Source organism: Sphingomonas sp. UYAg733, from assembly GCF_054057355.1.
Genome location: NZ_JBSRZE010000007.1, coordinates 201,037 through 214,203, shown reverse-complemented (window position 1 = coordinate 214,203; position 13,167 = coordinate 201,037). Strand labels below are relative to the sequence as shown.

Here is a 13,167-nt window from a genome sequence, read left to right as displayed (position 1 = left end):
GCCGCCCGCCGCGCTCAACCGCCGCGCAACGCCCGTATGTTCACCTCAACTGCGCCGCATGCGCCCTCCCGCGCAGCGGGTTCGTGCTTCCACCAAACTGTGCCGGTTGCGATTCTTTATAGCGCGGAGGACCGTAGCACCGCTTTCGGCAACGGCCGGGGCACTTTGGACGCGATGGAGGCTGACCGACGCTCAAATCTCCTCCACGCGATAGGTAGGAGTTCCTGACCAAGTCAGCCTGAAGATCGATCCCTGCGCCACCGATTGAACGGCATGTGGCCATAATGCGACGATGCAGGTGCCGCCTGCGTGCCTAACCGATGGGTAAATGATCCCATTCAATCCTGCCCCGCGCGTTGATGCGGCGAGCGCGTTCCCGGGCGGATAGCCCATCGCCGGATCGGGGTTGAGCGAAGCGTGATCGCGGGCATTCCGCAAATCGACAAACTCGCCAGCCATGCTGGCGTACATCTCGGCATAATCGACCACGGCGTTGAAATCGCCAGTATCGGCAAGCGCTTTGGTCAAGTGATGGCCCACCTCCTCGACACACGTTTCAACCACAAGCGCCGCATACCAGGCGCCGCGATCGGTGCCATTGTAGCGGTTGGACTCGCGCGGCTTGGCATAAGCAAAGCTGGCGTTGATGAACCGCGCGTGCGGAACGCCGTGGACGAGTTCGTCGGCGGGAAGGCCACCCGTACCGCGCTCCTCGGCAACACGACGACTGCTGGTGGCTCCTTCGATCTCCGCCAATGCGGCAAGCTCGTCCTCGTCATCGACGAGGTCGCCGAGCACAGGGGGTCGCAAGCGAGCACTGGCGACGAGGCGGATCGTGCGCGGGAAAGCGTCGCGAACGACCGGAAGGCCGTCCACGCGCGCCGGATCAGAGACCGCCACGCAAGGCGTCGATGTACTGACGGGTCTCGAGCATCCTCGGAATCCCGCCCTCGATCATGGCGGCGACCGGCGACAGCCGCTCGAAGACCGGATCGCGGTTGGGAAGCTTCGGCCAGCGATCGGCCATACTGTCCGCGAACAGCAGATGAAGCCCTTTGAATGTGCCGACGAGCGCCGAAACGCGGGTCAACTGATCCTGGCTCAACTCGCCATCCCATTTTCCAGCTTTGATCCTATCCCAGGTGCTCGCCGACACCCCAAGCAGCGACGCCGCCTCGGCATTGCCGAGATCCCAGTGCTCACGCAGCCGAACGAACGCCTTTAGCGCCGTTGCGGTCAATCGACGACGGTCGGCTTCGGCGGCGAAGGTCTGAAGCTCGTCGCTGTGCGGAACCAGCGGGCGATCGAGTTGAACAACATTGCTCATATTGCGTCTCCTGATGCGCAGATGCGCGTCAAATGACATTATGTCAATAGATAGCCGCAATTGCGTCACCCCGCGTCGTGGCGCGTCGAGACCGTAATTCTCTCGACAGCCAACGGAGCCGATCCTTGCGAGCATGAACCCGAGCGGCTGCTTTGCCCTTGGGGCGGAGCGCCCAATGACCCCGACCAAGTTGCTGATTGGCCAGATCCTCACCGTGTTCGCGATCGTGATCGCAGGCGTCTGGGCGGCGACGCAATGGGCGGCGGCGATGCTGGCCTATCAGCCCGAGCTTGGCGCGCCCTGGTTCCTGCTGTTCCATACCCCGGTTTACCGGCCGTGGGCGATCTTCGCCTGGTGGTATCACTTCGATGCTTATGCGCCGCATGTCTTCGACAAAGCGGGGACGCTCGCCGGCGCCAGCGGGTTCGTCGGCTGCGGCGCCGCCATCTTCGGTTCGTTGTGGCGTGCCCGGCAACAGCGCCATGTCACGACCTACGGTTCGGCGCGCTGGGCCGAGACCCGTGAGATGGAGCACGCGGGGCTGCTCAGTGATTCCGGGGCATTCCTCGGCCGTTATCATGGCCGCTATCTCCGTCACGACGGGCCGGAGCATGTCATGGCGTTCGCGCCGACCCGCTCGGGCAAGGGCGTTGGCCTGGTCGTCCCGACACTGCTGAGCTGGACCGGTTCGGCGGTCATCCACGACATCAAGGGCGAGAACTGGCAGCTTACCGCCGGTTGGCGCGCTCGCTTCAGCCACGCGCTGCTGTTCAACCCCACCGACGCGCGCTCGGCGCACTATAACCCGCTGCTTGAAGTTCGTCGCGGCGAGAACGAGGTCCGCGATGTCCAGAACATCGCCGATATCCTGGTCGATCCCGAGGGCGCACTCGAACGCCGCAACCATTGGGAAAAGACCAGCCATTCGCTGCTGGTCGGCGCGATCCTCCACGTCCTCTACGCTGAAGAGGAGAAGACGCTGGCGCGGGTCGCGACCTTCCTTTCCGATCCGCAACGTCCCTTCATCGCGACGCTCAAGCGGATGATGACAACCAATCATCTCGGCACCAAGGACGCGCCGCAAGTTCACCCCGTCGTGGCGTCCGCGGCGCGCGAGGTGCTGAACAAGTCGGACAATGAGCGTTCGGGTGTGCTCTCGACCGCCATGTCATTCCTCGGTCTGTATCGTGATCCCACCGTCGCCGAGGTCACGTCGCGCTGCGATTGGCGGATCGCCGATCTCATCGAATCTAAACAGCCGGTCTCGCTCTATCTCGTCATCCCACCGTCGGACATCAGCCGCACCAAGCCGCTGATTCGCCTGATCCTCAACCAGATCGGCCGGCGGCTGACCGAACGGCTCGACACCGCCGATACGGCAATCCGCAAGCACAAGCTGCTGATGATGCTGGACGAGTTTCCGGCGTTAGGTCGGCTCGATTTCTTCGAGACCAGCCTAGCCTTCATGGCCGGCTACGGCGTCCGCGCCTTCCTGATCGCTCAGAGCCTCAACCAGATCGAGAAGGCCTATGGCGAACACAACTCGATCCTCGATAATTGCCATGTCCGCGTGGCGTTTGCGACTAACGACGAGCGCACCGCGCGCCGTATCTCCGACGCGCTCGGTACCGCGACCGAGCAGCGGTCGATGCGCAACTATGCCGGTCACCGACTCGCGCCCTGGCTCGCGCACGTCATGGTCAGCCGACAGGAGACCGCGCGACCGCTCCTGACACCCGGCGAGGTGATGCAACTTCCGCCCGCCGACGAACTGGTGCTGGTGTCCGGGCTGGCACCGATCCGCGCGCAGAAGCTGCGCTATTACGAGGATCCCAATTTCACTGCGCGCGTAGCGGCCCCACCCGCGCTGGCGAGCGGCATTTATGCCGACCGGCCCCAGGCACGCTCGAACGATTGGGGCAATTTCGCGCGCCGCCCCGACGCGCGTCTCGTGCGTGCCGAGGATGCCACCGAGCGCGAGTCCGAAGATGGCGGCCTTCAGCAGCAACGTCATCCGGGATTGGCGGAAGAGGCCGCGCCGAAGCGCGAAGAGCCGAAGCAGCTCGAGCTGATCCCGGCCGAACAGGACGATGGCGATCCCGCGACCGACCAAAAGGCGATGGACCGCTCGCGCGGCCTGAGCGCGGTGGCGCGTGGATACGGGTTCAACGAGAGCGGGCGCGACCTGCTGCCGGGGTTCTGACGCCATGAAGGTCCGCCAGAACCTCTATATCGATCAGCCGCTGAGCGACGCGCTTGATGACCTGGCCCGCAGGCCCGGCACGTCCAAGTCGCAGATCGTCAGCGACGCGTTGGCCGCGTACATCGCCCGGCGCGGCGCGAAGGAAATCGACGATCTTCTGAAGGGCAGGCTCGACCGTATCTCGCGCGAGATCGGCCACGCCCGCCGCGACATCGAAGTGCTGCTCGAAAGCCTGTCGCTGTTCGTCCGCTATCAGCTCACCGTCACCGCCCCATTGCCCGACGCGGACGGCCCGGCGCGCGCGGTCGGGCGCGAGCGGTTTGAGGCGTTCGTCGCCCAGGTCGGCCGCCAGATCGGCTCGGGCAAGCGCAGCATTGGCGCGGCCGAAGGCGACGACTCCGCAAGCACGGAGGCACTGCGATGAGCGAGACGCTTTCCTCAGATCGCCGCCGAGCGATGCTGCGCACAGCGATGGGGCCGACCATCGCAGCAGCGCTCGCCGATCCGCTCGTCATCGAGATCATGGTCAATCCCGACGGCGCGCTACGGCTTGATCGCCTTGGCGAAGGCCGCGTCGACACGGGCACACGCTATGATCCCGCACAGATCGAGCGGATCATTCGCCTGGTCGCGAGCCACGCGCGAACTGAGGTTCATGCGGCATCGCCGATCATATCGGCCGAACTGCCGCCGCACGGTGACGGCGCGGGCGAGCGGTTCGAGGGCGTGCTGCCGCCGGTGTCGTTGGCGCCATGCTTTTCGATCCGCAAGCCCGCGGCGAAGATCTACACCCTGTTCGATTATGTGAACGACGGTATCATGCCCGCCGACACCGCGCGGCTTCTGTCGTTGGCGGTGGTGGACCGGAAGAACATTCTTGTCGCTGGCGGCACCAGCTCGGGCAAGACCACGCTCGCCAATGCGCTGCTCGCCGAGATGGCGCATCTCGACGAGCGAGTGATCCTGATCGAGGACACGCGCGAACTGCAATGCGCCGCCTCCGATGTAGTGGCGCTACGCACGCGTGCCAGTAATGCGAGCGGGGTCGGTGCGGTCGCGATGGCCGACCTCGTCCGCTCGACGCTGCGCCTGCGCCCCGACCGCATCATCGTCGGCGAGGTTCGCGGCGCCGAGGCGCTCGATATGCTCAAGGCCTGGAACACCGGCCATCCTGGCGGCATCGCCACGGTCCATGCCAACAGCGCTGTGTCGGCACTCTATCGGCTCGAACAGCTCGTGCAGGAAACCGTCATCACGGTGCCGCGCCGACTGATCGCCGAAGCCATCGACGTGATTGTGTTCATCGCCGGCCGCGGCCTCGCCCGACGCGTCGAGACGATCGCCCGCGTCGCCGGTGTCGATCCCGACGGCGGCTACGCCGTCATCGACCTCACTCCCGATCCAACGACTCAAACCCAAGGAGAATGACCATGCGCCTGTCCCGCATTTCTGACCGCAATCCGGCTATCCTGATCGGCGCCGCACTCGGCCTCGCGCTTGTTGTCGCGACCAATGCCGAGGCCGCCGGATCAGGCATGCCTTGGGAAGAGCCGCTTCAGAAGGTGCTGGAATCGGTGCAAGGGCCGGTCGCCAAGATCGTCGCGGTGATGATCATCATCGTCACGGGCCTGACGCTGGCGTTCGGCGAGACCGCGGGCGGGTTTCGGAAGCTCATCCAGATCGTCTTCGGCCTCTCGATCGCATTCGCCGCGTCGAGCTTCTTCCTGTCCTTCTTCAGCTTTGGCGGCGGGGCGCTGATCTCGTGATCGGCACGGGTAATCATATCGAGGGCTTCGAGGCGCCGCTGCACCGGTCGCTGGCCGAACCGATCCTGCTTGGCGGCGCACCGCGGGCGATCGCGATCGTCAATGGCACGGTCGCGGCCGCTCTTGGCCTGGGCCTTCAGCAATGGATCGCCGGGCTCTTGGTCTGGGCTTTCGGCCACACGCTCGCTGTGTTCGCCGCCAAGCGCGATCCGGACTTCGCGCCCGTGCTGGCCCGCCATCTTCGCCAGAAGGGGCATCTCGGATGTTGAGCTTGCGCGAATACCGCAACCGCGCCGACCGGCTGGCGGATCATCTGCCGTGGGCTGCGCTGGTCGCGCCGGGTGTTGTTCTCAACAAGGACGGCAGCTTCCAGCGCACCGCCCGCTTCCGTGGGCCGGACCTCGAATCTGCAACCGAAGCCGAACTCGTCTCAGCCTGCGCACGGGCCAACAATGTCCTCAAGCGCTTTGGCACCGGCTGGGCACTGCATTTCGATGCCGAGCGGCTTGAAGCGCTTGGCTATCCGGCAAGCCACTTTCCCGATCCAGCCTCTTGGTTGGTCGATGAGGAACGGCGCGCGGGGTTCGAGAATGCGGGCCAGCATTTCGAGAGCCGCTATCATCTGACGCTCACCTATATGCCGCCCGCCGATCAAGCCGACACGGCTGGCCGCGCGCTGATCGAGCGCAGCGACGATATGAAGGGGCGCGATTGGCGGCAAGCGCTCGCCACCTTCGTCGCCGAGACCGATCGCGCGCTCGACCTTCTGTCCGGCTTCATGCCTGAAGTGCGCGCGCTGAATGACTCCGAGACACTGACGTTCCTGCACGGCACGATTTCCGCGCGGCGTCATGCGGTCAGCGCGCCCGAGACACCGATGTATCTGGACGGACTACTTGCCGACACGCCGCTCACCGGCGGGCTGGAGCCGCAGCTGGGTGATGCGCATCTCCGGACGCTCACCATCCTCGGTTTTCCAGGTGTGAGCCGACCCGGGATCCTCGACGCGCTCAACCATCAGGATTTCGGCTATCGCTGGGTCACGCGCTTCATCGCGCTCGACAAGACCGATGCGACCAAGGCGCTCACCAAGCTGCGCCGGCAATGGTTCAACAAACGCAAGTCGATCACCGCCCTGTTGCGCGAGGTCATCTACAACCAGCCCGTCCAGCTGCTCGACAGCGACGCCGACAACAAGATGGTCGATGCCGATCTCGCGCTTCAGGCGCTCGGTGGCGATCATGTCGCGTTCGGCTATCTGACCACGACGATCACCGTCATCGATACCGACCGCGCCCGGGTCGAGGCCAAGGTCCGGCAGGTCGAGCGGATCGTCAACGGCCTCGGCTTCACCACCATCCGCGAGAGCATCAACGCAGTTGAAGCCTGGCTCGGCTCGTTGCCGGGCCACGTCTATGCGAATGTTCGGCAACCGCTTATCCATACCCTGAACTTGGCGCACCTGATGCCGCTATCGTCGGTCTGGGCGGGGCCGGCGCGCAACGCCCATCTCGACGGGCCGCCGCTCATCTATGCGGAGACCAGCGGCTCGACGCCGTTCCGGTTGGCCACCCACGTCGGCGATGTCGGCCATATGCTGATCGTCGGCCCCACCGGTGCCGGCAAGTCGGTGCTGCTCGCGCTGCTCGCGTTGCAGTTTCGCCGCTATGCCGGCGCGCAGGTCTATGTCTTCGACAAGGGCTTCTCGGCCCGCGCCGCGGTGCTCGCGATGGGCGGCGCGCACCATGCGCTTGGGCTTGGTGGCGAGCATGACGGCGAGGCCCGCGCCATCGCCTTCCAGCCGCTGCGCCATATCGATCGCGCCGGCGAGCGGGCCTGGGCGGCCGAATGGGTCGGAGCGCTGCTGGCGCACGAGAAGGTGTCGGTAACCCCTGAGGTAAAGGAAGCCCTCTGGTCCGCACTCAATAATCTCTCGACTGCGCCGGTCGAAGAGCGGACGCTGACCGGCCTGTCGCTGTTACTGCAATCGACCGCGCTGCGATCGGCGCTTGCGCCCTACACGCTGGAAGGCCCGTTCGGGCGATTGCTCGACGCAGCCGATGACGATCTCGCCATCGCGGATGTGCAGTGCTTTGAGACCGAGGCGCTGATGGGCCAGGCCGGTGTCGTCGCGCCGGTGCTGACCTATTTGTTTCATCGGCTCGAGGAACGGTTCGACGGTCGGCCCACCTTGCTGGTGCTCGACGAGGCGTGGATATTCCTCGACCATCCGCTGTTCGCCGCGCGCATCCGCGAATGGCTGAAGACGCTGCGCAAGAAGAATGTGGCGGTGGTATTCGCCACCCAGTCGCTCGCCGACATCTCCGACAGCAGCATTGCGCCGGCGATCATCGAAAGCTGCCCGCAGCGCATCCTGTTGCCCAACGATCGCGCGATCGAACCGCAGAGCCGCGCCGCCTATGAACGCTTCGGGCTCAACGACCGGCAGATCGAGTTGGTCAGCCGCGCGACGCCGAAGCGGCAATATTATCTGCAATCCGCCCGCGGCAACCGGCTGTTCGAACTGGGGCTGGGGCCGATCGCTCTCGCCCTGTGCGGCGCCTCCGACCCAGCGACGCAGGCGCGCATCGATACGATCCTGGAGAAACAAGGTGACCGCGATTTCGCAGGCCACTTCCTGCGCGATGCCGGCCTCGATTGGGCCGCCGCCCTGCTCGCCGACTTTCCCGATCCTCAAAACCCCCAAGAAGGAGAATGATGATGCGTATTCCAATCCAGAAATACCTGATCGCCGGTGCCCTGGGCGTTGGCGCCGCCGGCTCGATGGTCATGGCCGTGACTGTGATCAGCACGCCGGCTCTTGCCCAGATCACCGTGTTCGATCCGGGCAATTACAGCCAGAACATCCTCACCGCCGCCCGCACGCTCCAACAGGTCAACAATCAGATTCAGTCGCTCCAGAACCAGGCGACGATGCTGATCAATCAGGCCAAGAACCTGAGCCGGATCGATTTCCCGCAGCTCCAGGCGATCACCCAGACGCTGCGACAGATCGACCGGCTGATGGGCCAGGCGCAGGCGATCCGGTTCCAGGTCTCCGGAATCGATCAGCAGTTCGGCCAGCTCTTCCCCAGCGACTTCGGCCAAGCGCTGCGCACGAACCAGCAGGTGATCGGCGCACGCTCGCGCCTCGATGCCAGCATGGGCGCGTTTCGCCAGACCATGACCGTCCAGGCACAGGTCGTCGAGAATGTCTCAGCCGACGCGCAGACGCTCGCCGACATCGTGTCGCGGAGCCAGGGTGCCGAAGGGGCGCTTCAAGTCGGCCAGGCGACCAATCAGCTCCTCGCGCTTACCGCCAAGCAGCAGTTCCAGATCCAGAACCTGATGGCCGCGCAATACCGCGCCGAGGCGACGGAAGCGGCACGCCGCGTCCAGGCGGAACAGGAGGCGCGGATCGCGACGAGGAAGTTCCTCGGAACGGGCCAAGCCTACACGCCGCGCTAACGAGACCGGCCGTGGCGGCACGCCCCCTGCCGTCATGGTCGCAGCCCGCGGGGTTCCGGCACCGCTCCCCACCGGAACCCCGCGGCACCAACCATCTTTGAGGACATTTTCGCAGTGAACGACCTCAACGTCATCGACCGCTTCATGGAAACCTTCATCCGCTACATCGACAGCGGGTTCGGGCTGCTCGGCGGCGACGTTCATTTCCTGACCACCGTGCTGATCGGCATCGACATTACACTAGCCGGTCTGTTCTGGGCGATGGGCGGCGAGGACGACATCATCGGCCGCTTCCTGAAGAAGATCCTCTATGTCGGCGCGTTCGCGTTGATCCTGAACAGCTTCTCGACTCTCGCCGACATCATCTTCCGATCATTCGCTGGCCTCGGCCTCACCGCGGGCGGGGGCGGGATGACCGCAGATGACCTGCTCAAGCCCGGCCGCCTCGCCGGTGCCGGATTCTCCGCGGCGTGGCCCCTCCTCGAACAAGCCTCGCAGATGCTCGGGTTCACCAGCTTCTTCGACAATTTCCTGACGATCATCGTGCTGTTGATCGCCTGGGTGATCGTGATCTGCGCCTTCTTCATCCTCGCAGTGCAGCTCTTCATCACGATCATCGAGTTCAAGCTGACGACGCTCGCCGGGTTCGTGCTGGTGCCGTTCTCGCTCTGGAACCGGACCAGCTTCCTCGCCGAACGCGTGCTCGGAAACGTCGTCAGCTCTGGCATCAAGGTGATGGTGCTCGCGGTGATCGTTGGCATTGGCTCGGGTTTCTTCACCGAGTTCGTCTCGGCGTTGCAGGGGCAGGAACCCGATATCGCCCAGGCGATGACCCTCGTGCTCGCCAGCCTCGCTTTGTTCGGCCTAGGTATCTTCGGTCCCAGCATCGCATCCGGTCTGGTCGCCGGTGCGCCCCAGCTTGGCGCTGGCGCAGCGGTCGGTACGGCGATCGGCGCGGGTGCAGCGTTCGCGGTCGGCGGTGGTGCCGTGGTTGCCGCCGCGCGCGGTGTCGCCGGCGGTGCGCTCGGCGCGATCCGGGCCGGCACGGCGATGGGATCGGCGGCTTCCACCGCTGCTCGGCTCGGGCGCGAGACCGGCGGTTCGAGCATCGGCGGCATGGCGGCCGCCGCCAAGGGCGCCATCGCGCAGAAGGCCAGCAGCACATTGGGATTGCGTGCGGCGGCCGAAGGCGGCCGTAATGCCGCATGGTCCGCGCTGAACGGACCGACCGGCTCATCAACGCCATCAAGCGGCAGCAGTGGCAGCGGCGCGGGCAACAACGATGCCGCGCCCGCCTGGGCGCAAAACCTGCGGGCCGAACAGTCCGCCCGGCATCATCGGCAGCTTGCCTATCACACCCTCAAGGAGGGCGACCGCGGTGGCGCCTCTGCCACCCCCGACATCAAGGAAAAGGAGTAAGAGCCATGCGATTCAAGCGCGCCGTACAGCGTTATGGGCGGACGCCCGAACCCGAGACGCCTTACCAACGGGCCGGGCAATTATGGGACGAGCGGATCGGCTCTGCGCGAGTCCAAGCGCGGAACTGGCGACTCATGGCGTTCGGCGGTCTGTTCCTCACGACTGGCCTGTCCGCAGGCCTAGTCTGGCAGTCGATGCAAAGCCGTGTCGTATCCTATGTCGTGGCGGTTGACGCTTTGGGCGAAGCACAGGCCGTTGCGCCCGCCGATCAGGACTATCGGCCGACCGATCCGCAGATCGCTTGGTTCCTTGCGCGGTTCATCACCGACATCCGCGCCAAGTCGCTCGATCCGGTGCTGATGCGCGAGAACTGGCTACAGGCGTATGATTTCGTGACCCCGCGCGGGAGCATCGCCCTCGGCGAATATGCGCGCTCGGCCAACCCGTTCGCCGACATCGGCGACAAGACAATATCGGTACAGGTCACCAGCGTCGTCCGCGCGTCCGACACCAGCTTTCAGGTAAAGTGGACCGAGAGCGCGTTCGAGCGCGGTTCACAAGCTGGCACCTCGCGCTGGACCGCGATCCTCACCGTCACGGTCAAGCCGCCGAAGAATGCGGACACGCTTCGGAAAAATCCGCTCGGCCTCCACGTCGATGCGATCGACTGGAGCCGTGAACTCGACGTCCCGGCGACGGCGCCAACGCCGCCGCCTCCGACATACTCGCCACCGTCGAACATCCCGCTCGGTTCCCCGCTCGCCCCCGACCTCGCCCAGCCTGCGTAATCCCAACAAGAGATCCGTCCATGAAACACGCCCTTATCGCGGTGACCGCGCTTGCCAGCGCCGGGTCCGCCTTCGCCCAGTCCACGCCGCCCGTGCCGCAGGCCACGATCGCGCCGTCTGTTCCGATATCGAACCCGACGCCGCCCCCGGTCGTGGCGATCGCGCCACCCATCATGCCCCACCGCCGATTGCCACCCTCGGCCGCCGAACTGCGCGTGCGCGCCGCCAACCGAGGGGCAACGCGGGAGCCTGCGACGCGCGCGTTCGTCAACGCTGTCCAAGTCTATCCCTATAGCGACGGCGTGCTCTACCGGCTCTTTGCCGCGCCCGAGCGGGTGAGCGACATCGCGCTCCAGCCGGGGGAAGCGATCGTCTCCGTCGCCGCCGGGGACACGGTGCGCTGGACCGTCGGCGACACCACCAGCGGCAGCGGCGAGGCCAAGCGCGTTCATATCCTCGTGAAGCCGTTTACCGCCGGACTCAGCACCAACCTCATCATCACCACCGATCGCCGCGCCTATCATCTCCAGCTGGAGAGCACGTCGGCGACGGCGATGGCCGCGCTGTCCTGGACCTATCCGCAGGACGAGCTGATCGCGATCCGCCGGGCGGCGGAGCAGGCGAAGGCGGGCACGCCGATCGCGACGGGGCTGGCGCTCGACCAGCTCAATTTCGGCTACCAGATCACCGGCGATACGCCGCCGTGGCGACCGCTTCGCACGTTCGACGATGGCCATCAGACTTTCATCGAATTTCCGGCGAGCATCGCCGTCGGCGAGGCACCGCCGCTGTTCGTACTCGGTCCCACCGGCGACGCGCAGCTCGTCAACTACCGCGTGTCAGGGCGCTTCTATGTCGTGGACCGCTTGTTCAGCGCTGCCGAACTGCGGCTTGGCGAGAAGAAGCAAGCCGTTGTGCGGATCGTCCGCGACGTTGGCGATCACCGCCAGAACCGGCGGAGGGCATCATGACCGAGGAAACAACGGAGCCGACCGCGCCCGCCAAGGCCGATCCCGAAACGCTGGTGCTGCGAGGCACGCCAACGCGCGTAGCGCAGTTCCGGCGCGGGGTGATCATTGCTATCGCCGCGCTCGGTTCGACCGCGCTCGTCGGCGTTGCCTGGGTCTCGCTCAAGCCTGCGACATTCAAGATCGTCGCCGGCAACGACGACCGCGCCGAGAGTAGCTCCAAGGCACCAGCCGACGCGCTTGCCAACGCGCCAAAAGGCTATGGCGACGTCCCCCAGCTCGGCCCCCCTTTACCAGGCGATCTTGGGCGGCCGATTCTCGATCATCAGCGCTCGTTGGGCTTAGCACCGCCACCTGTCGGGACGGACGTGGTGGCGCAGGCGGTCGAAGCGGAACTGCAGCGTGTGGTGGCAGAGCGCAAGGCCGCACGCGAATCCGGCGTTATGATGCAAATATCGGGCGCGAACCGCCCAGCATCGGCGGCGCCGGCCGAGGCAACTGCGATGTCTGCCGCGCCGGGCGAAGGTGCGGTGAAACCACGGCTCGCGCTCGATTCCGACCGCGATCCGAACAGCCAGCAGCGCAAAACCGATTTCCTCGCCGCCAAGGACGATAGTGGCGACATCAATCCGCACGCGCTCGTGCCGGCGGTGTCGCCGTGGACGTTGAGCGCGGGCAGCGTGATCGCAGCCAGCCTGATCACCGGGCTGAACTCCGATCTTCCCGGACTGGTGACCGCGCAGGTCACCGAGAATGCTTATGACAGCGTGACCGGCCGAACCTTGCTCATTCCGCAGGGGTCTCGGCTGATCGGCAGCTATGACAGCGTGGTCGCGTTTGGGCAGAAGCGCGCGCTCGTCGTCTGGCAGCGAATCATCCTGCCCGACGGCTCGTCGATCCGCATCGACAATGTGCCGGCGACCGATGCCGCTGGTTATGCGGGGTTATCCGACAAGGTCGATGTCCATACCTGGCAGCTTTTGAAAGGCGTTGTGCTGTCGACGCTACTCGGGGTCGGGACCGAATTGAGTTTTGGCAGTAACGAGAGCGATCTCGTCCAGGCGATCCGCGAATCCGCGCAACAGAGCGGATCGCGCGCGGGCGATCAGATCGTCACGAAGAACCTGAATACCCAGCCGACGCTGCGGGTGCGCCCCGGCTGGCCGCTGCGCGTCGTGTTCCACAAAGATGTCGTGCTGCGCCCCTGGCAAATGGCGGGGAGGTGAGA

At 65.5% G+C, this 13,167-nt stretch carries 13 protein-coding genes; 11 read left to right on the top strand and 2 right to left on the bottom strand.

Going from position 1 to position 13,167, the window contains the following annotated elements:
• Positions 1-192: 192 nt before the first annotated feature.
• Together ACVWZA_RS14085 and ACVWZA_RS14080 are read right to left on the bottom strand one after the other, a co-directional pair.
• A complete protein-coding gene (locus ACVWZA_RS14085; RefSeq protein ID WP_457311870.1) occupies positions 193-756 on the bottom strand; it encodes an RES family NAD+ phosphorylase in 564 nt (187 codons plus the stop codon).
• Between the two features lie 130 nt (positions 757-886).
• Positions 887-1,327: an antitoxin Xre-like helix-turn-helix domain-containing protein gene (locus tag ACVWZA_RS14080; RefSeq protein WP_457311869.1), complete on the bottom strand. Its 441-nt coding sequence runs from the start codon at positions 1,325-1,327 to the stop codon at positions 887-889.
• Between the two features lie 175 nt (positions 1,328-1,502).
• On the opposite strand from ACVWZA_RS14080, the gene ACVWZA_RS14075 reads away from it, so the two are divergent.
• From ACVWZA_RS14075 to ACVWZA_RS14025, 11 genes are all read left to right on the top strand, one after another.
• Positions 1,503-3,530 carry a conjugal transfer protein TraG gene (locus ACVWZA_RS14075; protein ID WP_457311868.1) on the top strand — a complete coding sequence of 676 codons (2,028 nt, stop codon included), beginning with the start codon at positions 1,503-1,505 and terminating at the stop codon, positions 3,528-3,530.
• 4 nt (positions 3,531-3,534) lie between these two features.
• Positions 3,535-3,954 carry a ribbon-helix-helix protein, CopG family gene (locus tag ACVWZA_RS14070; protein WP_457311867.1) on the top strand — a complete coding sequence of 140 codons (420 nt, stop codon included), beginning with the start codon at positions 3,535-3,537 and terminating at the stop codon, positions 3,952-3,954.
• Positions 3,951-4,958, top strand: a complete 1,008-nt coding sequence (trbB, locus tag ACVWZA_RS14065) for a P-type conjugative transfer ATPase TrbB (protein ID WP_457311866.1) — start codon at positions 3,951-3,953, stop codon at positions 4,956-4,958. Before ACVWZA_RS14070 ends, trbB begins: the two co-directional genes overlap by 4 nt.
• Positions 4,955-5,296: a TrbC/VirB2 family protein gene (locus ACVWZA_RS14060; protein WP_457311865.1), complete on the top strand. Its 342-nt coding sequence runs from the start codon at positions 4,955-4,957 to the stop codon at positions 5,294-5,296. The genes trbB and ACVWZA_RS14060 overlap by 4 nt, the downstream gene beginning before the upstream one ends.
• Positions 5,293-5,565: a VirB3 family type IV secretion system protein gene (locus ACVWZA_RS14055; RefSeq protein WP_457311864.1), complete on the top strand. Its 273-nt coding sequence runs from the start codon at positions 5,293-5,295 to the stop codon at positions 5,563-5,565. Before ACVWZA_RS14060 ends, ACVWZA_RS14055 begins: the two co-directional genes overlap by 4 nt.
• The gene (gene trbE, locus ACVWZA_RS14050; RefSeq protein WP_457311863.1) at positions 5,559-8,015 is read left to right on the top strand and encodes a conjugal transfer protein TrbE; all 2,457 of its coding nucleotides are present in this window, start codon (positions 5,559-5,561) and stop codon (positions 8,013-8,015) included. Before ACVWZA_RS14055 ends, trbE begins: the two co-directional genes overlap by 7 nt.
• 2 nt (positions 8,016-8,017) lie before the next feature.
• Positions 8,018-8,764: a P-type conjugative transfer protein TrbJ gene (gene trbJ, locus ACVWZA_RS14045; RefSeq protein WP_457311861.1), complete on the top strand. Its 747-nt coding sequence runs from the start codon at positions 8,018-8,020 to the stop codon at positions 8,762-8,764.
• 114 nt (positions 8,765-8,878) lie between these two features.
• On the top strand, positions 8,879-10,183 hold the full coding sequence (gene trbL / locus ACVWZA_RS14040; RefSeq protein ID WP_457311859.1) for a P-type conjugative transfer protein TrbL: 1,305 nt from the start codon (positions 8,879-8,881) through the stop codon (positions 10,181-10,183).
• A gap of 5 nt (positions 10,184-10,188) precedes the next feature.
• Positions 10,189-10,971 (top strand): conjugal transfer protein TrbF, encoded by a 783-nt coding sequence (trbF, locus tag ACVWZA_RS14035; RefSeq protein ID WP_457311858.1) that lies wholly within the window; start codon positions 10,189-10,191, stop codon positions 10,969-10,971.
• A gap of 20 nt (positions 10,972-10,991) precedes the next feature.
• The gene (gene trbG / locus ACVWZA_RS14030; RefSeq protein WP_457311857.1) at positions 10,992-11,942 is read left to right on the top strand and encodes a P-type conjugative transfer protein TrbG; all 951 of its coding nucleotides are present in this window, start codon (positions 10,992-10,994) and stop codon (positions 11,940-11,942) included.
• Positions 11,939-13,165 (top strand): TrbI/VirB10 family protein, encoded by a 1,227-nt coding sequence (locus ACVWZA_RS14025; protein WP_457311856.1) that lies wholly within the window; start codon positions 11,939-11,941, stop codon positions 13,163-13,165. Before trbG ends, ACVWZA_RS14025 begins: the two co-directional genes overlap by 4 nt.
• The last annotated feature ends 2 nt before the right edge of the window (positions 13,166-13,167 follow it).

Excerpts from the sequence above, each read along its gene's own strand:
- ACVWZA_RS14080 (WP_457311869.1), bottom strand. The coding sequence starts at position 1,327 with ATGAGCAATGTTGTTCAACTCGATCGCCCGCTGGTTCCGCACAGCGAC.
- ACVWZA_RS14075 (WP_457311868.1), top strand. The coding sequence starts at position 1,503 with ATGACCCCGACCAAGTTGCTGATTGGCCAGATCCTCACCGTGTTCGCG.
- ACVWZA_RS14070 (WP_457311867.1), top strand. The coding sequence starts at position 3,535 with ATGAAGGTCCGCCAGAACCTCTATATCGATCAGCCGCTGAGCGACGCG.
- trbB (WP_457311866.1), top strand. The coding sequence starts at position 3,951 with ATGAGCGAGACGCTTTCCTCAGATCGCCGCCGAGCGATGCTGCGCACA.
- ACVWZA_RS14060 (WP_457311865.1), top strand. The coding sequence starts at position 4,955 with ATGACCATGCGCCTGTCCCGCATTTCTGACCGCAATCCGGCTATCCTG.
- trbE (WP_457311863.1), top strand. The coding sequence starts at position 5,559 with ATGTTGAGCTTGCGCGAATACCGCAACCGCGCCGACCGGCTGGCGGAT.
- trbJ (WP_457311861.1), top strand. The coding sequence starts at position 8,018 with ATGCGTATTCCAATCCAGAAATACCTGATCGCCGGTGCCCTGGGCGTT.
- trbF (WP_457311858.1), top strand. The coding sequence starts at position 10,189 with ATGCGATTCAAGCGCGCCGTACAGCGTTATGGGCGGACGCCCGAACCC.
- trbG (WP_457311857.1), top strand. The coding sequence starts at position 10,992 with ATGAAACACGCCCTTATCGCGGTGACCGCGCTTGCCAGCGCCGGGTCC.
- ACVWZA_RS14025 (WP_457311856.1), top strand. The coding sequence starts at position 11,939 with ATGACCGAGGAAACAACGGAGCCGACCGCGCCCGCCAAGGCCGATCCC.